At 43.5% G+C, this 25,639-nt stretch carries 9 protein-coding genes; 3 read left to right on the forward strand and 6 right to left on the reverse strand.

What is annotated here, in order from left to right; translation table 11 throughout:
* Positions 1-161: 161 nt before the first annotated feature.
* Complete coding sequence (locus QUB20_RS02345) at positions 162-530, reverse strand: phage holin family protein (protein ID WP_333056376.1); 369 nt, start codon at positions 528-530, stop codon at positions 162-164.
* 109 nt (positions 531-639) lie between these two features.
* On the opposite strand from QUB20_RS02345, the gene QUB20_RS02350 reads away from it, so the two are divergent.
* A complete protein-coding gene (locus tag QUB20_RS02350; protein WP_333242729.1) occupies positions 640-1,137 on the forward strand; it encodes a pentapeptide repeat-containing protein in 498 nt (165 codons plus the stop codon).
* Positions 1,138-1,151: 14 nt separating this feature from the next.
* Here the strand turns inward: QUB20_RS02350 and QUB20_RS02355 are convergent, their stop codons facing one another.
* Entirely contained in the window at positions 1,152-1,328 is a 177-nt protein-coding gene (locus QUB20_RS02355) for a hypothetical protein (protein ID WP_333291128.1), read from the reverse strand.
* Between the two features lie 145 nt (positions 1,329-1,473).
* A complete protein-coding gene (locus tag QUB20_RS02360; protein ID WP_333242726.1) occupies positions 1,474-3,675 on the reverse strand; it encodes a transglycosylase SLT domain-containing protein in 2,202 nt (733 codons plus the stop codon).
* Positions 3,676-4,013: 338 nt separating this feature from the next.
* On the opposite strand from QUB20_RS02360, the gene QUB20_RS02365 reads away from it, so the two are divergent.
* Both QUB20_RS02365 and QUB20_RS02370 read left to right on the forward strand, forming a co-directional pair.
* On the forward strand, positions 4,014-5,492 hold the full coding sequence (locus tag QUB20_RS02365) for a leucyl aminopeptidase (RefSeq protein WP_333236832.1): 1,479 nt from the start codon (positions 4,014-4,016) through the stop codon (positions 5,490-5,492).
* Between the two features lie 412 nt (positions 5,493-5,904).
* A complete protein-coding gene (locus tag QUB20_RS02370) occupies positions 5,905-8,127 on the forward strand; it encodes a PAS domain S-box protein (protein WP_333242723.1) in 2,223 nt (740 codons plus the stop codon).
* Between the two features lie 583 nt (positions 8,128-8,710).
* Here QUB20_RS02370 and QUB20_RS02375 read toward each other — a convergent pair.
* From QUB20_RS02375 to QUB20_RS02385, 3 genes are all read right to left on the reverse strand, one after another.
* Complete coding sequence (locus tag QUB20_RS02375) at positions 8,711-14,161, reverse strand: AAA family ATPase (protein WP_333242720.1); 5,451 nt, start codon at positions 14,159-14,161, stop codon at positions 8,711-8,713.
* Between the two features lie 90 nt (positions 14,162-14,251).
* Positions 14,252-19,642, reverse strand: a complete 5,391-nt coding sequence (locus QUB20_RS02380) for an AAA family ATPase (RefSeq protein ID WP_333242717.1) — start codon at positions 19,640-19,642, stop codon at positions 14,252-14,254.
* Between the two features lie 164 nt (positions 19,643-19,806).
* Positions 19,807-25,188 carry an AAA family ATPase gene (locus tag QUB20_RS02385; protein WP_333242714.1) on the reverse strand — a complete coding sequence of 1,794 codons (5,382 nt, stop codon included), beginning with the start codon at positions 25,186-25,188 and terminating at the stop codon, positions 19,807-19,809.
* Positions 25,189-25,639: the final 451 nt, after the last annotated feature.

A 25,639-nucleotide genomic window follows, 5' to 3' on the forward strand; every position in this document is an offset into this window, starting at 1 on the left:
GGAGGGCATCTTGCCTGCCCAGCAAAGGCTTTTAGTCCCTAAACAAATATTTCGCAGCAAAAATCCCCCCCTTTCACAAGGAGGGGTTAGGGCGGGTTCTGCGGTAACAGTAGCCGTTGCAGTTTGCCCGATCGAATATCTGGAGTATCTGGGATAATGTACTACTGAGACAAAGTATTGGCATTCACAAATCGACCAATCAACCCAGAAACGAATGACAACACAATGGAACCCACCAAAGCCGGCCAAAAACCGTTAACCACAAAGCCGATACTGAACACACTCGCTAACCAGGAAGCCAGGGAAAGCGAAATTGCATTGACAACGAATAAAAACAAACCTAAAGTAATAATGGTCAAAGGAAGCGTCATCAATGTAAGAATCGGTCTGACAACCGCGTTCACCAATCCGATAACAACAGCAGCCAGCATCGCCGCCGGAAAGCTAACCACCGCCATACCTGGTACAATGTTAGCGGTAATGATCAGCGAAACCGCTGCTACTATCCAAGTTAAGAAAAAACTTAGCATATCTTTTTGTCCATCTCCATCACTATTAATTCAGATTTTAACTGTTTAGTCGATCGACCAAAGTTCGGGATACACTACGAAATACCCACCTTGCGAGAATATCAGAATTATGAAACTCCGGCAACTAGCAGCATTCCTATTCGCGCTAACTATCTTCATCCTGCCGCGGCCAGCCCAAGCTCAATCTAAATATTACGCTCCGCCCTTGTCCTTTAGCAACGCCGAACTGACAAGACGCGATTTTTCTGGTCAAATGCTGCGGGCCGCTGAGTTTTCTAACGCTAATATGGACTTGACTAATTTTTCTAATGCCGATTTGCGGGGAGCAATTATGAGCGCTTCGGTGATGACTCAGGCAAATTTGCATGGAGCAAATTTAACTAATGCAATGATTGATCAAGTTAAATTTACTAAGGCCGATTTAAGTGATGCAATTTTAGCAGAAACAATTTTGCTGCGTTCTACTTTTGAGGGGGCTGATATTACCGGCGCTGACTTTACTGATGCAATTATGGACGGATCACAAGTTAAAGAATTGTGCACAAAAGCCAGCGGTATTAATTCTCAAACAGGGATTTCTACTCGCGATTCCTTGGGATGCCGCTGATTTATTTTATCATTTCATAATTTCAATTTCTGGAATATTGGTAGGGGCGGGCTAGAAGCCCACCCCCTACTCCCCACAACGAATACAACCAATAAATTTGTTTGTGGAACAGGCAAGATGCCTGTTCCGGGCCAGAAGCCCACTCCCCAATCAATAAATACACAAAATAAATTTGATGGTGGAACAGGCATCTTGCCTGTTCCTGATGCCATTGTCATCTTTTTAGGGCGGGCTAGAAGCCCAACCCCTACTCCCCACAAAATCAATACACAAAATAAATTTGTTTGTGGAACGGGCCGGAGAGCCCGTTCCTGAAAGCTTGCTTAAACCAATTTACTAAGGCTTTGCTTTTTTCTGAGCAGCCGCATAATGCTCACTCATTAACTGATTAACTTCTGGATTGTAAATCCGCAGATAATTCCAGTAATTCTCAAACACCGATTTTACGTATCCTTTGGTTTCAGGAAACGGAATCTTTTCCGCAAAAGCATCCGGGTCACTAAAACTAAACCTCTTCAACCAATCTGCTACTGCAGTTGGCCCGGCATTATAACTCGCCACAGCTAACATCGAGTTATTCTTGTACTCGTCGTGAGTGTGATCCAAGTACCACGTACCGAGTTTAACGTTGTCGTCCACATTCTCCAATGAATACTTTTTGAGGCTGATTTGTCCAGCAACCCAAGCTGCTGTTTCCGGCATTACTTGCATTAAACCTGTGGCGCCAACTGATGATTTAATAGCGGGCATAAATCGCGATTCTTGCCGGATTAATGCTGTTACTAATACTGGATTTATTTTGCGATCTTGCGACCATTTGACAATGGTTTCTAAGTAAGGAAAAGGATAAAGTGCTTGCCAATAAATCGGTTGCTGTCTGAGTTCGAGGTATTGGGTTCTATCATCTGGTTTATCGCGCTGCCGCAAACTACCAACCATCCACAAACCGTCTAAATTGTCTCCGACTGCAACTCGCATTAAACCGTCGGTAAACTGTTCGGCAATACTGGGTTCTACGCGGTCGATAAATTCTATTTGCCACAGCGTCCAAGCATCTCTATCTTGACCTAATTGATAGAGTTCTTTCAAGGCAGGAGAACCTGCCATTGGTTCGGGACGCTGAGGCGGCCGCACTACATTGGGAGACAAATCTCGGACTGTGGTAAAGTCGCCGACGGGCCAGCCGAGAAGTACAGCCGATCGCCACGCAAAATATGATTCTGGATAGCGTAATATAGTGTACTCAAATGCAGTCTTGGCGTCTTGTTGCCGACCGAGTTGCTGTGCCCATTTCCCGACCCAAAATGCTGCTTCTGGAGCTTGTTCGCTGTCGGGATTATGGGTGGTTAATTCTCTGGCCCACTGCCAAGCTGATTTTAAATCTCCGCCTTTGGCAAACTGTTGGGCGATCGTCCACCGCAATTCGCCTGCTTTATCAGAATTATTGTATTTTGTCAAGAGCAACTTCCGGGTATCTGAGGCGGATTGACCACTGCGTGCTTTGTCGAGAAGTTGGGATTTATCTAACAAAGCTTCGGGGGCATGATTGGGGAATTTGCTAATAACTCGATCGAGCAAAACGATCGCTTCTTTCGGTTCGCTCAGCCGCGACAGCCGAATTAAACCCAAACCAGTATCTTCGGCATCGGGAAAATCGCGCACTAATTCTTGATAGGCAATTCTCGATTCCGGGATTTTTCCGTCGAGCCACAAACCGCGAGCTTTGCGGTAAAGATTTTTGGCGTTGCGGGGAGCTTTCCCGTAAGCAATAGCTCCTTTGCCATAATCTTGTTTTTCCCAATAGCCAAAGGCAATTTCTTCCCAATCTTCCGGTTTCAAACCGCCGCTGTTTCGCTGCACCAGTTGTTCCACAATTGTCCCGTAATCTTTGACATAATGACCGTGTTTTGCTACTAGCAGCATTAACTGGGGCTGATTGGGATTTTCTTTTAACTTGCCGAGAGCAATTTCTACGCTGCGGGGATGAGCGGGAAATTCAGTAATTGCCTGTTGCCAATATTCCGGTTTTGACTTGCCTAAAACATATAAAGCTTCCGCTGCTACCGGGTCGCTCGGATAGTTTTTGAGCAGTTCCTCCCAAGCTTTTTTAGTTTTGCCTTTGTCGCCGCTTAATTGGTAGGCTTGCGCCCTTTTCAGGGCAATGTGAGCAGCCAAAACCGGATATTCTTGCTCTAATTTGTCTAATAACTTTAATGCTTTAGCCGCATTTCCTTGCTGGATTAAATCGCTGGCAAGCAGGTAGCGGGCGCGGCTTTGAGGGGAGATTTGCTGCTGTGGGTTTGTACTTGCAGACTGACTGGTTGCGAGTTCAACTAATTTTGCCGATCGCTCGCTCGGTGACAGCGACACCAGCATCTTGACGGACGATTCGGAATTGGCTGCCTCCAGGGGCTGCTCGGCCTTCTGGGATGAGCCCAAACCCATCCATTTCATCGCAGCAACCAAAGAGCCGATCGCAATAACGCAAACTGAAACGCTGATTAAAACAGAAAATCGGGCCCGGCGTCGTTTTAGCATGGGAAAATTTAAGAGAATAAGATATAGAGAACCGATCGTTTGTCAAGAGCTATCACAGGCAGGATGGGTGTTCCACGCCATCACAGGCAGGATGCCTGTTCAACGAGAAATAAATGTTAAGAGTGGGGCAAAAACGGACAGCATACCCCCAAACAGATGATTGAGATTGGTGGAAGATCCGATCGCAGGCGGACTTGGCTGATATAGTAGCAGAATTTATTTTGATGTGGAGCGGAGAATTTGTGCGATCGATCTATTTGCCCGCACCAAGGAAAAACCACAAACCACCAAGTACAAAGTACAATCAAAAATCTAAAATCTAAAGTGTAAATCAAAACATGGAATTTCTAGTCACCGATACGCCCCGCTCTGTTTGGACAGGAGACGCCCTGGCAATTGGTCTATTTGAGGACGGCTTGGAACTCACCGGCGAGCTGGCACAATTAGATGAAAAGCTTGCAGGCACTTTGAAAGAGCTGCTACTGGAAGTAGATTTTAAGGGCAAAGTGGGCACGAGCGCCATCACCCGCGTCGGCGGCAATAATCCCATTCGCAAAATTGCGATCGTCGGTTTGGGCAAAACAGAGGACTTAAAATTAGACACCGTGCGGCAAGCTGCAGGCGTTTGCGCCAAGTTAGCCAAAAAAGAGAAATGCAAAACCCTCGGAATTAGCTTTCCGGTGTGGAAAAACGCGCCGGATTCTACAGCAAGCGCCATCGCCGAAGGTGTAGAACTCTCCTTGAATCAAGACAACCGTTTCAAATCGGAACAGGAAGACAAAAGCCCGCAACTCGAACAAATTCATTTGCTCGGTTTTGCAGGTACCGAAAGTGCGATCGCCCGCGCCCGCCAAATCACTGCCGGAGTCATTTTAGCACGGGAATTAGTCGCAGCGCCGGCCAATTTTGTCACCCCGATTACCATGGCAGAAACTGCTCAAAGTCTAGCTGCCGAATGCGGTTTAGAATTAGAAATATTGGAGCGAGAAGACTGCGAAAAACTTGGAATGGGAGCCTTTCTAGGCGTAGCACTAGCGTCTGATTTGCCGCCTAAATTCATCCACTTAACTTACAAACCCGAAGGCACACCGCGTCGCAAAATAGCAATTGTCGGCAAAGGATTGACCTTTGATTCTGGGGGTTTGAACATCAAAGGTGCGGGCAGCGGCATTGAAATGATGAAAGTAGATATGGGCGGCGCTGCGGCTACTTTGGGAGCGGCAAAGGCGATCGGTCACATCAAACCCGATGTGGAAGTTCACTTTATCAGCGCCGTCACAGAAAACATGATCAGCGGCCGCGCCATGCGCCCTGGAGACATTCTTACAGCTTCCAACGGCAAAACAATTGAAGTCAACAATACCGACGCTGAAGGTCGTTTAACCCTGGCTGATGCTTTGGTATTTGCTGATAAATTGGGAGTTGACGCAATAGTAGATTTAGCAACTCTAACCGGGGCCTGCGTAATTGCTTTAGGCGACGATATCGCGGGTTTGTGGAGTCCTCAAGATAGCGTCGCCGCCGAAATAGTCGCCGCCTCAGAATTGGCCGGCGAAAAATTTTGGCGGATGCCGATGGAAGAGAAGTATTTTGAGGGGTTGAAAGCATTGCACGCCGACATGAAAAATACTGGCCCACGTCCCGGCGGTTCGATTACGGCGGCGCTATTTTTGAAGCAGTTTGTAAAGGATACTGCATGGGCGCATTTAGATATTGCCGGCCCGGTTTGGACTGACAAAGAAAATGGCTATAATGGCCCTGGGGCTACTGGTTTTGGTGTTCGGACTTTGGTGCATTGGGCGCTGGGCGGTGCTTAATTGTGGATTTCCAGCGGAAAAATTGAGATTTTCTTTGCCTTAAAAGTCTGTTAGTCCATCTGTGAGCCAGGGGTTAAAAACCCCTGGCTCACTGCTTAAGTAATCTCAAAGAAAATTTAATAGCGATCGTTAACTATTTAAATGTTTCTGAAGCAATCAGTAGGCAAACCTATGTATTCCGTCACAGGGAGCAATGCTTACGTTGCGAGCCGTGACGCTCGGCATGGCTCATGCTTGGGAAAAACTTCGTTCCCAGGGCCCCACCTCGACAGTTTTGACATTTCCTGAAAAAATAGCTGTTTCATAAAAAATGAAAAAAGTATATAATTATGTAAATATTTCACTAGCCGAAATCAAATAATTAGATTTGATCCGATTTGCATTGGTACAGATAATTTTTTTCTTGAACTTTATGCAAGAACAATTAACAATTTTTTTTTCCACACTTGCTGTATCTTCTAGACTCGCCTGCAACCTGGTGCCGGAGTTGCGATTGTACGCTGTTTTTGACTCGCTGACGGCACTGGCTTATTGCTCGATCGCCCTATCGTTAGTTTATTTTACCCGCCAAGGTTCTCAGCGCAAGATTTTCCGGCTGTTTGCCATTGTTTTTTTTGCCTGGAGCGCGGCTAAATTGACGGAAGTTTGGACGCTTTGGCATTCCATATATTGGCTGTTGATAACTCTCAAAGCAGCAAGTGCTTTGATTTCTTTGCTTTTAGCCGCAACTGCCCTCGCCCTCATGCCGAAAGCACTTGCCGAGTCTGGTTTCAATCAAAAAGAAAAATTTCAACAAATGTCTTTAAAAAAGGTAGAACAAAATCAGCCCGAACATGATATCGAGAAAGGAGAATTGGCAAAACAATTGCTCGATATTTACCCTTTAGATACTATTGTCGATCGCACTTTAGCTCTCAATTCGCTTAATGAACAGTTAGAAAAAGAAATTGCCGATCGCCAGCGGGTTGAGGAAAAGTTGCAACTGACTCAATTTGCGATCGACCGATCGGCAGATGCGATATTCTGGATCGGGCCCGACGGTAAATTTTTGTACGTCAACGACGCTGCTTGCACTTCATTAGGATATTCTGCCGCAGAATTGCTCTCGATGACCGTGCACGACATCAATCCAGATTTTCCCCAAACTGCTTGGAGTTTGCACTGGAAAGTCTTAAAACGCTGCGGTTCGGTTAATATTGAAGTTCACCACCTCACTAAGTACGGTCGCATTTTTCCCGTAGAAATTACCATCAACCATTTGGAATTTAACGGCAAAGAATATCAGTGTGCGTTTGCTCGTGACATTAGCGAACGCAAGCGGATTGAGGCAGCTTTGCGAGAAAGGGAAGAAGAATTTAGGTCATTAGTTTCTAGCATTCCCGGTGCGGTTTACCGCTGCAGTGCTGCGGGGCGATCGAGCGTAACTTTTATCAGCAGTGGCATCGAAGCTATTTCCGGCTATCCGGCAGCTAACTTTATGCAAAAACCGGTGCAGGCTTTTCCGAGTATAGTTCATCCCGATGACGTGGAGCAAATCGAGACAATTATCGATCGGGCTATTAAGACAAAACAACCTTACATCATCGAATATCGCCTAATTCACTGCGACGGAAATGTGCGGTGGGTTGCAGAGAAAGGTCAAGCCCTTTTCAACGCAGACGGTAAAGTTTTATCCCTCAACGGCGCCATTTTTGACATCACAGAGCGCAAAGCAGCGGAGGATGCTTTGCGCCTCTCCGAGGCGATCGCCAACAACAGAGCCCAGCAGCTAGAAATCGCTCTCAAAGAACTCCGAGAAACTCAAGCTCACCTAATTCATACCGAAAAAATGTCAAGTCTCGGTCAAATGGTAGCTGGAGTAGCTCACGAAATTAATAACCCTGTCAGTTTTATCTACGGCAATATTTCCTACGCCAGCCAATATATCCGAGACTTGTTGCAGCTTGTGGAACTTTACCAAAAACACTATCCTCAGCCGCTGGTAGAAGTTCAAGAATGTATTGACAATATCGATTTAGAATTTCTGAGAGAAGATTTACTGAAAATATTATCTTCGATGAAAATGGGAGCCGATCGCATTCGCGAAATAGTTCTGAGCTTGCGAAATTTCTCGCGTTTAGACGACTCAGTAAAAAAGCCTACCAACGTTCATGAAGGGATAGACAATACGCTGCTAATTTTACACAACAAACTGCGCGCCAGAGGCGACTATCCAGAAATTAAAGTAATCAAAGATTACGGTAAACTCCCCTTAATAGAATGTTATGCAGGTCAGCTAAATCAGGTATTTATGAACCTGCTGAGCAACAGTATTGACGCATTGGAAGATGCTTGCAACCAAAAAAGGCGAGCGGCAGCCGGCGGCGACGATTGGGAACCAACTATTAGCATTCGCACAGAAGCCCTGAACGAAAATAGTATTTGTATTCGCATTTCCGATAATGCGATCGGCATGACAGAAGACGTGCGGAGCAGATTATTTGACCCGTTTTTCACGACAAAACCGATGGGAAAAGGCACTGGTTTAGGGTTAGCCATCAGTTACCGAATTGTCGCGGAAAAACACGCCGGAGCCTTGAGCTGCCGTTCCACCGTAGGAGAAGGTACGGAATTTGCGATCGAGATTCCTTTATGAATTAGCCCGACGGAAGTATCAAGACTTTGGCAGAAGTTATCCCTCACTATAAATTGTAAAGTCGGGTGTAAAAAACTTTCAATTTTCAATAAAAATCCCAAAATTGGCTATAAATTACCCAGGTAATGTTCAACATGGCAGTGAAATTATAAATTCTGTACCGCGATCTAAGGAATGAGAATTAAATAACTTAGAATGCGTGATGGTTCTTGTGGGATGGGCGTCCCGCCCGTCCAGAAAGGGTGGGCGGGACGCCCAACCCACTTTCAAGAGTGTAAATTATTTAATTCGCGATCTAAAGTTGAGTTGACTTCTAGCATACTAAAGTGTTTCTCAACTACAATCAGCCGTGCGCCAATCCTAATCCCGTTCCTTTCCCTACCGCTTTCGTCGTCAATAAATGATCGAATATTTTTTGTTTGACCTCCCAACGGGTGTAGGAGTAAGGATCGCGAATTAAATAACTTACAATTTTAATTGTTATTGTGGGATGGGCGTCCCGCCCGTCATGAGTGGACGGGCGGGACGCCCCTCCCACTTTCAAGAGTGGAAGTTATTTAATTCTCATTCCTAAGAAGCTTCTTTAGGTTCTAATATACCTGATAGGAATCTCGATCGCTAACTCTGTACCATCTCCAACTCTCGAATTACAGGTTAATTTTCCCCCATGTTTTTTGACAATACCATAGCTAACAGATAAACCCAAACCAGTACCGCTACCCACTGGTTTAGTTGTAAAAAAGGGATCGAATATTCGGGATTGAATATTCGCCGGAATACCGGCACCATTATCAGTTATTTTAATTGTAACCCTGTCTTTTTCTATAACTTCAGTCTGAATCGTGATGGCAGGACTTTTGTCTGTTGTATCAATTGATTGAAGAGCATCAATAGCGTTACTGATAATACTCAGAAATACTTGATTTATCTCACTAGCATAACAAATGACCTTGGGCAGATTTCCATACTCTTTAATAACTTGTATTTCTGATTGGCCATCGCTCAGTCTTAAGCGAGTTTGTAAAATTAGCAAAGTGCTTTCAATTCCGGTATGTAAATCTACTGCTTTCATGTCGGCTTCATCTAAGCGGGAAAAGTTACGCAAACTCAGGATAATTTGGCTAATGCGATCGCTCCCTGCTTTCATAGATTGCAGAATTTTAATTGAATCTTCCCAGATAAATTCTAAATCCATTTCTTCTATTTTCGCTTTAATTACTTTACTGGCTTCAGGATACTCTTGTTGATAAATATTAAGTAAAATAAGCAAATCTTTGACATAATCCTCTATATGTCCAACATTACTACGAATAAATGTTACTGGATTGTTGATTTCGTGAGCAATCCCAGCTACCAGTTGACCCAGAGATGACATTTTTTCGCTCTGAATTAATTGTGCTTGGGTTTGTTGTAAGTTTTTAAAGGCTTGCTCTAAATCAAAAGCTTTTTGCCTTAAATCTTCCGTTTTTTGCGCTACTTCTGCTTCTAAGCTTTGGGAATATTTCTCTATTTGTTTATATAAACGAGCATTATCAATAGAATTCGCCGCTTGAGCTGAGAGCATCTGGAGAATTTCTACTCGCTCATTAGTAAATGCTCCCACTGTTAAGTTATTTTCTAAGTACACAATACCGACGAGTTTTCCTTGCCGAATAATTGGAGTACATAAAACTGATTGAGGTTGATGAGCGATAATATAGCGATCGCCTGCAAATTGGTAGGCTGTACTTAAGTTGTCAAAAACAGCCGTCGCTTGAGTTCGTGCCACCGCATAAATCAAACTATGAGGAATTTCCTGATATTGTTCCAGAGGAATTTCTAATATTTTTGTCTGCTTTTCAACGGCTTGAGCGACGACTAACCATTGGCAGTCTTGGAGAAGAACTAAACAACCGATTTGTGCTCCCCCATTCGCGAGCGTAATCTGCATCAAAGTGGCTAATAGTTTCTCTAATTCAATTTCTTGTGAAATGGCTTGTGCCGCCCTCATTACTGCTGGAAAATCTAACCATAAATTCTCGCTACTACTGACGCTAGTTAGGCTTCCCATCCTGGTCTGGTTGATGGTTTTTCCAGAGGGGATGACAAATTTAGTAGGTTGAAGAATAGCTTTCAGTAGTTGTGGATAGTGTTGTTCTAAATAAGCGACTTTAGCCTTTGCACCCCAACGAGAATAACAGTAATACGCCTCAATCATGTAAGATTGTGAAACTTTTTCTTTCCCCCAATCTAAGTAGAATTTTGCAGCTAGTTCGTTGCCTAAAGCTTCCTCTTGGATATAACCATTTTCTTTGGCTCCTGAAATGGCGCGATCGTACCAATCTCCAGCTTCGTAATTCTTGCCTAAAACTCGGCATTTTTCTGCTTCTACTAAGTTAACTTTATGTTGGTGATTCATCGGGGCAGGGTTTGCCCATTGAGCCAGAGTGGTTTGATGGGTTTCTGCCAAAGCGAGAGTGTTCCCTTGCTCAATTTCTGACTGCCTAGAGCAGAGTGCCAAGTAGGTTAACCCTGCATAGAAATGGAAAACCGGAGTATGAATCATTGCTGCCGCTACCTTCAAATAAAGGCTTGCTTGGGCAATGTAGTCTAGGGCGTTGGTGTAATTGCCAAAGAGATAGGCAAGCATTAGTTTGTAGTTATAGGCAAGAGCGAGTGCAGTAAGCTCACTATTCTGATTGTGCTGAGGAAACATCACCTTTTCATCATAAGCCTCACCGATTAACAAATCCGGTTGCTTGACAATTTCGCTCAAGTTATGCACCGCCTGTTGTGCCAGCTTCAGGTAAACCATAGGAGAATATTGCTTCACAGTCGCTAAGACAACACAGTAATTTTCTATTTCTGCGTGCCAATCATCAAGCTCTACTCCCGAAAAAAAATTATTATATAAATAACTACTGACGCAGTAACCAGCATTCAGAAAATCACCTGTTTCCATTCCGACTAAATAGCCTTCTTTCGCAGTTGGGATTCCTGCCCTCAGTGGTTCTTGACGATGCTGAATAAAACAGCCAAACCAAAGTAAAGTGATACATTTAAATTCTGGCCAATTCAACTGATTGAGTAAGCTCAGTGCTACTCGCCCAAAGCGATAACCTTTCTCTACTTCTGATAAAAAACCAGACAGCACAATGCCATAACCCACATACCCGATTGTTGATGCTGGTGTATTGCCAAATTCAAGTGATAGACTGACCATTGTGGCACAAAGCAGAGGCTGCAAGGCAGGATTTCCCATAAAAATAGCCGGAAACAAGATGCCTAACAATTGCATCGCCGCGATTGTCCGAGGATCGCTCATCACGGGAAGGTTAACCAGTTCCTCAATCTGTTTGCCCTCCAGTTGGTTGGCAAGGTTTTGTAATGCAATGCGTGTCAAGGCTTCGTCAGTTTCATAGGGGAGTTCAATCCCCAATTGTGCTAGGGCATTAGTGCCGATCGCGATCGCTTCTAACATCTGACTCTGAGTTGTCAGTGCGTTGATTTGAATCTCAAATATCTTGACTTTATCTAGTATTGTTTTGGCCGATCGCAAAACCTGAGCTGCCATTTCTTCCATGCCATTAAAATCGGCATTTAAGTAAGCATTCTCAGCCGCAGCCACATAAAGATTCAGGGTTAATTCATACTGAGTTTCCCAACAGTTTTCAGTGAGTAACTCCAGCCCTGTTTTCACAAAACTTCTGGCGCTTGTATAGGCTGTAGAATTTCTGGCTTTCTGTCCGGCTGCTAAGTTCAATCTGGCTAAGGCTTCCCGTTCCTCAGCTTGAGTCATGAACTCAATTCCTAAATTCAAATGCCCGACAATATCAAACAGCTTTTCCTCTTTTTCTATTTCTGATAAGTTTTGTTGGAGTAGTTTCCCAATATGGTAATGAGTCTGCTGTTTTTGCTCGTCAGGAATCAATGAATAAGCCGCTTGTTGGACCCGATCGTGTAAAAATCGATAAGTCGGATTGGCGGAATCATTGAAAACTTCTTCACTATCAGATTGGGTATAGAACTTATAAATTTCGGTAGTAGGAATTACCAAACCTTCTTGCAAGGCTTTCCATAAAGCTGTGGCGCTACTGTCGGCAGATTTCTCACTGACAATTGCTAAGGTATTCAAATCAAACTGCGCCCCAATACAAGCCGCTAGTTTGAGACTATCCTGAGTTTCTCGGGGCAATTTCTGTAATTGCAATGCCATGAATTCAACCACATTATCCGTAATTGCTAAGGCTTTCACTTGGGCAATATCGCATTGCCAATATTGATTTTTGCAATCAAAGCTAATTAACTTGTCATCATGTAATGCTTTGATAAACTGAGTCGCAAAAAAAGGATTACCTTGAGTTTTTTGAAACACTAATTTTGTTAAAGGAGCGGCTAGGGATAATTCACAATTCAGTGTATCTGCCACTAACTGATTCATATCAGGTTCCCTTAAGGGTGGCAAAGTAATTGTATTCACCGTTGCCCCAGTTTTAACAATTTCATCCACTGTTAAAATAAATGGATGTACGGGGGAGACTTCATTATCTCGATAAGCACCTAATATTAATAGATACCCAGCCTCTTGCATCAATAAGTTCAGCAAGTTAAGTGATGCGGAATCTGCCCATTGCAAGTCATCTAAAAACATGACTAATGGATGTTCTTTACTGGTAAATACTTGCACAAATTTGGGCAATAGGAGATTAAAGCGATTTTGGGCGGCAGTTCCCGATAATTCAAGGGCGGCTGGCTGTTTACCGATAATATTTTCTAACTCAGGAATTACGTCAATTAAGACTTGTCCATTGTCTCCTAATGCAGTTAATATCTGGCTTTTCCATGTTTCTAATTGCCAATCTGATTCGGATAGCAATTGCCCAATTAAATCGCGGAATGCTTGCACAAAGGCGCTGAAGGGAATGTTGCGATGAAATTGATCGTATTTTCCTTTAATAAAATAACCCCGTTCCCGCACAATGGGTTTATGAACTTCGTTGACAACGGCAGTTTTGCCAATTCCTGAAAAACCCGCAACGAGCATTATTTCTGTTGCACCTTTGCTGACTCTTTCAAAGGCTTGTATGAGCGTTGTTACTTCGGTTTCTCGTCCATAGATTTTGTCGGGAATCAGGAAGCGATCGCAGACATCCCGCATTCCTAACTCAAAAGTTTCAATCTTTCCAGTTTCTTGGCACTGCTGCAAACATCGTTCTAAGTCATGTTTCAACCCCAAGGCACTTTGATAGCGTTTTTCGGCATTTTTTGCCATCAGCTTCATGACAATATCCGAAACCACCTGCGGGATTTCTTTGCTGTTTATTGCCGGAGGTTGTTTGGCAATATGGCAGTGAACCAACTCCATCGGATCTTCACATTCAAATGGCAGTTTTCCTGTCAGCAATTCGTAAAATGTGACCCCCAGAGAATAAAAGTCAGTGCGGTAGTCGATACCTCGGTTCATTCGTCCAGTTTGTTCGGGAGAAATATAGGCGAGGGTTCCTTCTAAAACGTTGGGATTTTGAATTTCTTGAGTTTCTCTTGGCAGTAAGGAGGCGATGCTAAAGTCTATGAGTTTAATTTGTTTAGTTTCGGGATGTATTAGGATGTTAGCTGGCTTAATATCTTTGTGGATGACTCGGTTTCGGTATAGTCCGTCAAGGATGTCAGTTATTTGAATGGCAATTTCCAATATTTCTGCTAAAGTCAGCGTAGGTGCTTCACCGAGCCGTCTTCGGCATCTATCTTGGGCGTATTGCCATAGAGAAATGCCGCCAAAATCCTCCATCACTAGGGCATAGCTGTGGTGGTAGGATTCCAGACAGTAAGGTTCAACGACTCCCGGCAGACGTAAATTTTTTGCGATGGTATACTGGTTGCGAAATTGCAGCAGTTCGCTGAAACTGGGATAGTCTCTATTGAATAGTTTAATGACAACGGGAAGCAGATCGATTTCTCGAAAAGCTCGGTAAACCAAGGTTTTAGAACCACTGTACAGTTGCTCGATTAGACGGTATCCGGCAATTGGACTGGTTAAATCTATACCTGCATTCATTTTGGCTCTCCTCATCTCAAATAGTGACTGCTAAAAATTAATGTGCGCCTCTATGTGTAAGGGTTAAAGGCGGCGATCGCATAATTAACTTCATCCGTTTGTAGGCAATAAAATTGTAAACTCCGTCCCTTCTCCCAATACAGAATTTACCTCGATTGTACCGCCGTGTTTCTCAACTACAATCTGCCGTGCGATCGCCAATCCTAACCCCGTGCCTTTACCCACACCTTTAGTTGTAAATAAGTGGTCAAAAATATGACATTTTATCTCATCTGCTATGCCTGTTCCGTTGTCATAAATGCGAATACTCACCCACTCAGAAGACTGTCTTTCTGTCCGAATCGTGATGCAATGGGCTGGGGTTTTAATCTTATCTAAACTCGGTTCCCGATTAGATTCTTCCAGTGCATCAATGGCATTTGCCAATATATTCATAAACACCTGATTTAGTTGTCCGGGGAAGCAATCGACAGATGGCAAGTTCCCGTACTCTTTCACAACTTCAATCGCTGGACGCTGTTCGTTCGCTTTCAATCTGTGTTTGAGAATCAAAATCGTACTGTTAATTCCGTCATGAATATTGAAAGAAACTTTGTAATCTTTGTCTGTTCGGGAGAAGGTACGAAGACTGGTGCTGATACCTTGAATGCGATCGCACCCGACTTGCATAGAATGCAACATTTTTGGTAAATCTTCTAAAAGATATTCGATATCGATCTCTTCAGCTTTTTCTTCAATCTCCTCACCGGGACTGGGAAATTTTTCTTGATATAGCTGCAAGTATTCTGTAATATCTTTGACGGCGGCGATCGCTTCATGAATATTGCCAGAAATAAATCCCACGGGATTATTAATTTCATGGGCAACCCCGGCCACTAAATTGCCCAAAGCCGACATTTTTTCGCTCTGCACTAATTGTAGTTGTGATTGTTCAACCTGGTGGGCGTAGTCTTGCGCTTGCTGATACAATCGCGCATTTTCTAGGGAAATGGCAGCCTGAGTGCAGAGGAAGTTGAGGATGAGGAGACGATCGCGAGTAAACACTCCTTTCGTCGAGCTATGTTCGAGATAAAGTATCGCAACTAAGTTCCCGCGATCGATAATCGGAGTACATAGCATACTCTGAGAGTGATACTGGAGCGTACAGTCATTCATTAAACCCGGAATATCCGTCTTGCCACCTTCAATAACCACAGTTTCCAGGGTGTGTTTGACATAATAAACCAGCTTGAGCGGAATCATCTCCGAGCCATCGATAGATTGGGTTTGCAGTAAGGTTGTGGGTAACTCATTATCTGGATTGATGTGAGTTATGGCCCGGATTTGCCATTCATCCCGATGGGGGAGTAGCAAAGCACAAGTTTCTGCGCCAGAAGTTTTCAAAATAATTTGATTGAGGGTATCGAGTAATTCATCAATATGAATTTTACTCGATAAAGCTTGAGCAGCTTGCACAATAGATGCGAAATCAAGGGCATCGGAAATACTGGTGCTGCTGGTGGTGGAAGTGTGCGAAGACTGGCTAATCGTTACCAACGTCTCTAGAGGATTAAAGCGAAGTTTCGGCTGATTCAGGATGGGATGAAGTAATTGGGGATAGCTTTGTTCTAGGTGTTCAACTTTGGCTTTAGCTCCCCAACGGGCATAACAGTAATATGATTCCTGCATATAGCTGGCGGCAACTTTTTCTTTTCCCCAATCTAGGTAGAATTTTGCAGCTAATTCGTTTGCTAACGCTTCTTCTTGGAGGTATTCGTTTTCTTTGGCTCCTGCGATCGCGCGATCGTATAACTCTAAGGCCTCAGCTTTATTACCTTGTACTCGCTCTCGTTCCGCCTCGACTAAATGAAATTTGTGCAAAAAATTCATCGGCGCATAAGTTGCCCAGTATTTGAGTTTTTCTTGGTTAGCAGCGACGCATTCTTTCATTTGCTGCTCTTCTGGATCGGAAAATTGGCCAAACCATGCTAACTGGACTAAAGACTCATAAAAATGAAAGATTGGTACATATAAAAAAGCAAGGACAGCATCCAAATACTGTCTTGCCTGCCCAGCCTGTTCTACAGCTTCTTCAAACTCTGAAAACAGATAGGACACAATCAGTTTGTTAATCCACAGCAATGCTAATCCGGTGCGATCGCCCGTTGTTTCATGTAATGGAAGTTGATGCTGTTCATTGTACGCTGCACCGCTCAACACCACCACGTTATCTGCATCCCCCATTAAATTCAGCAGAATTTGTCGATTCAACTGGGAATAAGTCAGAGTTAGATTTTGCTTGAGGTGCTTGAGCGATTCACAATATCCGGCAACTTCCGACTCCAGTTGCGTTAAATTCTGCCCTGCAAAATAGGAGTAAAAACCGTAGTTATAGGCAGAGTAGCCCGCGAAAGCCAAATCGCCTACATCTAAACAACTACAATAGGTCATCTGCAAGGGGTGTAATGTCTCACGCAGGTGCATTTTCCAATGCCTTGTGTACAGATAGACGAGTGATAAAGTTTTCCCCTTTAATTCGGAATTGGGATAACGTGATAGCAGGTCGAGAGCTAACTGACCGAATTCATAACCTAATTCAACGTTTCCCAACACACCACACATCAATATCCCATAAGAGGCATAACAAAAGGTCGAGGTTGACTCATTGCCATACACGACGGACAGATAAACCTTTTTTAAAATCACCAGTAAATACAACAGTGGCTGAGAAAGATAAGCGCCCGGTGCTGCCGATGTCAAAATTCGAGCCGCAGCCAAGATGTTCACATCCCTTGCTTCGCTGAGGTTGAGTAACTCACCAGGTAAACGCTCTCCAATCGCATCGGAGACGGTACTAAAGGCAGCCGCCACATCTTCCTGGGTAGGGGCTGCAGGCAGTCCCACTCCCAATTGCTTTAAGATGGCAAGTGCCGCCGCGATCGCTTGAGTAAAATGACCTTGAGCCGTGAATGCCTCAATCTTCACTTCATAAACGCTGATTTGATCTAATGGACTTTTGGCGTGCTTCAGGACAAGGCGGGCATTGGCTGCCATTTTCTCTAAATCACCGCTCAGATAGGCGGTTTCTGTGGCGACTTGATAGAGTGCTAGCGTCAACTCATACTGATGCTGCCAACTGTTTTGAGTGAGTAACCCAATGCCCACTTCGGCATATTTGCAGGCGGCAGTATAGGCGATCGCTGCTTTTGCCTTGCGACTTGCAATCAAATTAAATTGCGCCAATCTTTGACGTTCTGCGGATTGGGCGATTGATTCAGCCGCAACATTAAGTTGACTGACGATTTCAAAAATGCGTTCTTCCCGGTTGCTTTCGAGGGTGTTACTCAGGATTAACTGTCCAATCTTCAGGTGAACGGTTTGTTTTTCATCGGCGGGGATTAGGGAGTATGCCGCTTGTTGCACCCGGTCATGTAAAAATCTATATGCAACAATCTCAGAATTTTCTGGGTCAAGTAATTGATATTCTTCCCCAACATAAAACTTATAAACTTCACTTTGGGCTAAAATCAAACCTTCCTGCAAGGCTTTCCATAAACTTGCAGCCACTTCGGTTTGGGATTGTTCAGAAACCATCGCCAAAGTAGCCAAATCAAACTGATTTCCAATACAAGCTGCTAGCTGTAACACCTGTTGAGTTGAGGTAGGCAATTTTTCTAATTGCAAGGCCATAAAGCTAACAATATCATCTGTAAAAACAAGCTGATTTACTTGTGCAATATCACATTGCCAACAACCCTCTTCCCAGTTAAAATAAATCAATTCATCTTGATGTAATGCCTTGATAAATTGAGTAGCAAAAAACGGATTTCCTTGAGTTTTTTGATAAATTAATCCAGAAAGAGTCCATGCCAAACTTTCAGTACATTTAAGGGTATCAGCAACTAATTGATTTACTGTGACTTTATTGAGTGCTGCTAAAGTAATCCTATTAATCGTTGCTGGTGTTTTTTGAATCTCACTCAAAGTCAACATTAATGGATGCGCTGGGTGGACTTCGTTATCACGATACGCACCAATTAATAAAAGATGACCTGTATCACCCATTAAGACCTGCATTAACTTTAGTGATGCTGAATCGGCCCATTGCAAATCATCTAAAAACATTACGAATGGATGTTCTAAGCTGGTAAAGACTTTAGTAAATTTTTGAAATAATAAATTAAAGCGATTTTGGGCGGCAGTTCCTGATAATTCAAGGGCGGCTGGCTGTTGACCAATAATTTTTTCTAATTCGGGGATGATTTCAATAATTACTTGTCCGTTTTCCCCAACCGCTTCTAAAATCTTATTTTTCCACGCCTTGAGTTTGGCATCACTTTCACTGAGTAATTGTGCCATAAAATCGCGGAATGCCTGGACAAATGCCGAGAAGGGAATGTTGCGGTTAAACTGGTCGAATTTGCCTTTGATGAAATAGCCCCGCTGCCGGACAATCGGTTTATGTACCTCGTTGACGACAGCCGTTTTTCCAATCCCGGAGAACCCAGCGACTAGCATTAATTCGGATGTGCCACTTGCCACGCGATCGAAGGCACTCAACAGGGTTTTTACTTCAGTTTCACGACCATAAAGCTTTTCAGGAATCAGGAAGCGATCGCAGACATCCCGCATTCCTAACTCAAAAGTTTCAATCTTTCCAGTTTCTTGGCACTGCTGCAAACATCGTTCTAAGTCATGTTTCAACCCCAAGGCACTTTGATAGCGTTTTTCGGCATTTTTTGCCATCAGCTTCATGACAATATCCGAAACCACCTGCGGGATTTCTTTGCTGTTTATTGCCGGAGGTTGTTTGGCAATATGGCAGTGAACCAACTCCATCGGATCTTCACATTCAAATGGCAGTTTTCCTGTCAGCAATTCGTAAAATGTGACCCCCAGAGAATAAAAGTCAGTGCGGTAGTCGATACCTCGGTTCATTCGTCCAGTTTGTTCGGGAGAAATATAGGCGAGGGTTCCTTCTAAAACGTTGGGATTTTGAATTTCTTGAGTTTCTCTTGGCAGTAAGGAGGCGATGCTAAAGTCTATGAGTTTAATTTGTTTAGTTTCGGGATGTATTAGGATGTTAGCTGGCTTAATATCTTTGTGGATGACTCGGTTTCGGTATAGTGCGTCAAGGATGTCAGTTATTTGAATGGCAATTTCCAATACTTCTGCTAGAGTCAGCGAGTGCTCTTGGGCGTAGTCTCGCAGAGAAATACCGCCAAAATCCTCCATTACTAGGGCATAGCTGTGGCGATAGGATTCCAAATTGTAGGGTTCAACGACTCCGGGCAGACTTAGGTTTTTGGCGATGGTGTACTGGTTGCGGAATTGCAGCAGTTCGCTGAAGCTGGGATAGTCTCGATTTAATAGTTTAATGACAACCGGAAGCTGATCTGTTTCTCGGATGGCTCGATAAACTAGGGTTCTCGAACCGCAGTATAATTGATCGCCCAGATGATATCCCGAAATTCGGTTCGTTAAATCCACTACTGCATTCATCTGGATTACTCCATCTCAGACATTGACTCTTGCCACTAAGTATACACTTTTATTCGTCAAGTCTGAGAAAAATAGAACTGCGTGCGAAATCCCCAGCATACCAACTCTACCGCTTTTATTTTTTTCTATTTTGAGGATAAAGATGGCGATCTATCAAGATATGCTTATCCTTTCATCGGCAATAAAATTCTAAACTCCGTCCCTTCTCCCAATACAGAATTTACCTCGATTGTACCGCTGTGTTTCTCAACTACAATCTGCCGTGCGATCGCCAATCCCAACCCCGTGCCTTTTCCTACTTCCTTGGTAGTAAATAACTCATCAAAAATCTTCTCTCGCACTGCTTCACTCATGCCGAAACCGTTATCTTTAATGCAAAGTATCGCTTGCTTTTGATCCCAAAGAATGTCGGTTTTAATTATAATTTGGTTGACGATTTCTGCATAATTCCGTCCTTGATTTGATTCCTCCAAAGCATCGATCGCATTACCTAACAAATTCATAAATACTTGATTCAACTGTCCGGCATAACACTCCACGGGTGGCAAATTACCGTATTCCCTAATCACTTGAATTTCTGGACGAGTTTCGTTAGCCTTGAGGCGATGTTTCAGGATCATAATGGTGCTATCGATGCCATCGTGGATATTGCAAGCTACGGGATAGTTAGTATCGGCACGGGAGAATGTCCTTAGACTGGTACTAATATCCCGAATCCGCTTCACGCCTTCCCGCATCGAACCTACTAATTTCGGTAAATCTTCCCGGATGTATTCCAGATCGATGTTCTCGATTTCCTCTCGAATCTCTGGATCGAGTTGGGGATATTTTTGTTCATACAAATCGAGCAATCCAAACAAATCTTTGATATAATCTAAGGCTGGTTGAATATTACCCCCCAGAAAACCAACGGGATTATTAATTTCGTGAGCCACGCCAGCCACTAAGTTTCCCAATGCTGACATTTTTTCGCTTTGAACAATTGTTAATTGTGCCTGCTTGAGAGCTGTGAATGCTTGTTGAGATTCTTGATACAAACGGGCATTTTCTAAGGAAATAGCAGCTTGAGAAGCTAGCAAATTTAGCACTTCAATGCGATCGCTCGTAAAGGCCCCAACCGTCAGGTTATTTTCCAGGTAAAAAACTCCTATCAACTGCCCTTGATTAAGAATTGGAATACAAAGAACACTGATCGGCTGGTGCTGTTCAATATAGCGATCGCTCCCAACCTGGGAACTTACCCTAGCATCAACTATTACCAAAGGTTTCAAACTACGCTTGACAGTGTTAACCAAACTAATTGCTACATCCTGACTTGATTCTAGAGGTATTGATGGTAATAGCTCAGGTTCCTGTCCCTCTGCTACAAGCGCCACTACCTGTAAATACTGTTTTTGTTTGAGCAATAAGACACACTTAGTGGCGCCAGCATTCGCGATCGCTATTTTTAGGAGAGTAGTCAGGAGTTTATCTAGTTCAATCTCCCCAGAAATGGCTTGAGAGGCTTTGATCAGAGTAGGCAAATCGAGAAATTCAGAGTTGCTGCTAGAAGAGTTGGTATTATAAGTAATTGTGCCGCGGGCGATCGTTTCCTTTAATGAACTAAAGGCTTGAGCTTGCTGAATGATAATACCGAGTAGGCGAGGATAACGTTTTTCCAAATCGTCAATTTTGGCTTTAGCTCCCCAGCGGGCATAACAATAATATGCTTCAATCATGTAGGCTTGAGCTACTTTTTCTTTGCCCCATTTTAGGTAGAATTTGGCGGCGAGTTCGTTGGCGAGGGCTTCTTCGTTGAGGAAGAGATTTTCTTTAGCGAGGGAGATCGCGCGATCGTACATTTCCAGTGCATCTGCCTTGTAACCCAAAACCCGCTGCCTTTCTGCTTCAACTAAATACCACTTATGCAGATGATTCATGGGAGCATTTTGCGCCCACTGGTGCAGAGTCGTTTGATGGATTTCCACAGATGCCAAAATATCAGCTTGCTCAATTTCTGGCTGTGTGGGTAAAAGCGCCAAGTGCGTCAGGGCTGCATAGAAATGGAAAATGGGAATAAAAATACATCCTGGTACTGCTATCAAATAGGGCTGGGCTTGGCTAACGTAATTGCTCGCCTCTTTGTAGTTACCAAAGCAGTAAGCAAGCAACAGTTTGTAGATATAAACCTCGGCGATGGCAGTGAATTCATAATCCTGATTATGCTTGGGAATCATCACTGTTTCATCGTAGGCTAGGCCGATTAAGCAATCCGACAGAATCTCAACTTCCTTTAAGTTATTCACCGTCTGCCGCACCATATCTACATAAATCTGAGCCGAATATTGCTTTACCTGAGCCAAGGCGGCGCTGTAACTTGTTATTTCTGATTCCAAATTGCTCAGTTCTACTCCACTGAAAAAGTTCATATAGCTGTAAGTGACCATGCTGTAGCCAGCGCTTAGAAAATCGCCAGTTTCCATGCCAGCCGTATAGCTATCTTTCGTCGTCAGCATCACAGCCCTCATTGCTTCTTTGCGATGCTGAATAAAGGCTCCAAATAGATTCAGAATCATGGACTTGAATTCCCGGACATTGAACCTATCCAGCAATGAAAGTGCCAATTTACCAAAGGCATACCCCGTTTCCACCTCTCCCAAAAAGGCACACAACACCAGTCCGTGAATGCCATACCCCACCGTCGATGCTGGCGTGTTCCCAAAGGAGAGCGATAAACTCACCATCTTGGAGCTAAGTAGGGGCAGCAAACCGGGCATTCCCAGAAAGATGGGAGAATATAACGTTCCTAACAGTGGCATGGCAGCCTGAGCCTTGGCATCAGTTATCATCGGCAGATTAGCTAGGTCTTCAATCCGTCTACCTTGGAGTTGGCTAGCAACAGCTTGTAGCGCTTGGCTAATCAAGGCTTCGTCAGGTGCACTGGGTAGTTCAATCCCCAATTGGAAGAGTGCATCTCTTGCTACTGCAATGGCTTCTAGTGACTTGCTTTGTGCTGTCTGGGCAGCGATTTGAATTTCGTAAATTTTGATTTTGTCTAAGATTGTCTGGGCTGCTTGCAAAACTTGTGCTGCAATCTCTTCCATGCTGTCAAAGTCAGCATTCAAATAGGCTGCTTCAGCAGCAGCAACATAGAGTTTCAGGGTTAATTCATACTGGCTTTGCCAACAGTCGGCTGTTAGTAGATCAATCCCTGTTTGCAGATAAACTCTAGCTGTTGTGTAGGCGGTAGAATTTCTGGCTTTACAACCGGCTTCTAAGTTCAGTTTAGCTAATCCTTCTCGTTCGCTCGGTTGGGGAATTAACTCAATTCCTCGATTCAAATGTCCGACAATATCAAACAGTTTTTCTTCTTGCTCTATTTTTGAACAATTTTGCTGGAGTAATTGTCCGATTTTGAGATGCGTTGGTTTTTTCCGTGAATCTGGAATGAGTGAATATGCGGCTTGCTGGACGCGATCGTGTAAAAATCGATAAGTTGGATTAGCTGCAGCCTCGAAAATTTCATCACTATCCGATTCGGTAAAGAACTTATAGATTTTGGTTGTGGGAATAACTAAACCTTCCTGCAATGCTTTCCATAAAGCGGTAGCCAGCACTCCAGCAGATTTCTCACTGACAATTACTAACGTATTCAAATCAAACTGCGATCCTATACAAGCAGCTAAGGTGAGAACATACTGAGTTCCTTTGGGCAGCTTCTGCAATTGCAACGCCATGAATTCAACGACATCATCAGTGATAGCTAAGGCTTTCACTGGGGCCATATCACACTGCCAATGCCGAATCTCCCAGTTAAAGCTAATTAGCTGCTCGTCATGCAATGTCTTGAGAAACTGAGTTGCAAAGAAAGGATTCCCCTGAGTTTTTTGATAGACTAATCTTGTCAAAGGTTGGGCAAGTGATGATTTGCAATTCATCGTATCCGCCACCAACAAATTCATATCTAGTTCGCTTAACGGTTCCAAAGTAATTGTATTCACTGTTGCCCCCGTTTTAACTATCTGATTCACTCTTAAGATAAATGGATGCACGGGCCAAACTTCATTATCTCGATATGCCCCCAATATTAATAAATATCCTGTATCCATCATCAATAATTGTAGCAAATTCAGGGAAGCTGAATCCGCCCATTGCAAGTCATCCAAAAACATCACTAAAGGATGTTCAATGCTTGTAAAAACTTGCACGAATTTCTGCATGAGCAGATTAAAGCGATTTTGGGAGGCACTTCCTGACAATTCTGTTGCAGGAAGTTGAGCGCCAATTATGCGTTCTAACTCAGGAATCACGTCAATCAAAACTTGTCCGTTATCTCCCACTGCTGCTAAAATCTGGGTTTTCCATGTTTGCAGTTGGGTATCTGATTCGGATAGCAATTGACTCATTAAGTTGCGGAAGGCTTGCACAAAGGCACTGAAGGGAATGTTGCGTTGAAATTGATCGTATTTGCCTTTGATAAAATAACCACGCTGACGGACAATGGGTTTATGAACTTCATTGACAACGGCGGTTTTCCCAATTCCCGAAAAACCAGCTACTAGCATCATTTCCGTTGCTCCCAAGCTGACTCGCTCAAATGCAGCTAATAGTTTATCAACTTCTTTTTCTCTACCGTAGAGCTTTTCAGGGATAGTAAAGCGATCGCTAATATCTCGATTTCCTAGTTCAAAATATTCAATATAGGCTGTTTGTTGTAACTGAAATAAACAATTTTCTAAATCGTGCTTGATGCCCAATGCACTTTGATAGCGGTCTTCGGCATTTTTCGCCATCAGCTTACTGACAATTTTAGATAAAATTAGGGGAACTTCTGGATTTATTTGATGGCTCGGTATCGAGTGTTTAGCGAGGTGACAATGCACCAATTTCATCGGATCATCTGAGACAAATGGCAACTGTCCTGTTAACAATTCATAAAATGTCACACCCAGGGAATAAAAATCACTACGATAGTCAATGCCTCGATTCATCCGTCCTGTTTGTTCGGGGGAGAGATAGGCTAATGTTCCTTCTAAAATATTGGGATTCTGAATTTCAGGGGTTTCTCGTGGTAGGAGGGATGCAATACTAAAGTCAATTAGTTGAATTTCTTTGGTGTCTGGCTTAATGAGAATATTAGCGGGTTTAATATCTTTGTGAATGACTCGGTTTTGGTATAGATAGTGAATAATGTCTGTTAGTGGTATGGCGATTTGGAGAAATTCGGTTAAACGTAAAGCTGGAGATGGTTGGGTGTGATTTGTTGCTGTTTTTAGATAAGTAGATAGGGAGACTCCGCCAAAGTCCTCCATTACGAGGGCATAGCTATTTTGGTATACTTCCAGCGTCAAGGGTTTGACGATGTGAGGGAAGTCGAGATTTTTGGCAATGGTATATTGGTTGCGAAACTGGACGATTTCGTTGAAGATGGGGTATTCATTTCGCAGCAGTTTGATGACGACTGGGTATTGATCGCGGGTACGGATGCCTCGATAAACTAGGGTACGTGTACCTGCATAAAGTTGCTCTGTAATCTGATAACCTGACAAATTTGCGATCGCATCCATAACTCGTTGACCCTTTATTATAAAACAGTTAAATTAAAACCTTCTATTCCATTGTATTTTATTATTTGACAAAGATAGCGATCGCCAACTCTGCATCCTCGGTAGGGACAGAATTAACTGTAATTTTTTCCCAATGTTTATCAATTATTATTTGGCAGAAATCTACTTGGTCACAAGTCCCCGGATTTATCTGTGTACCTTTGAAAAAAGCTCCGCATCCCGATCGCCACCCCCGGACTCATCCGTGCGAGCAATCTCAAATCTTAAATCTCAAATCTCAAATTTCAAATCGCATGACGTGCGATCGCTAATCCTAAATTAGTTCCTGTGCCTACTCCGCACTATTTGCGCTATGTTATGTATAGTATGGTTGTGTAAGGAATGAGAATTAAATAACTTCCACTCTTGAAAGTGGGATGGGCGTCCCGCCCGTCCTTTTTGGACGGGCGGG

The organism is Microcoleus sp. B4-C2, assembly GCF_036705265.1.
Lineage (GTDB): Bacteria > Cyanobacteriota > Cyanobacteriia > Cyanobacteriales > Microcoleaceae > Microcoleus.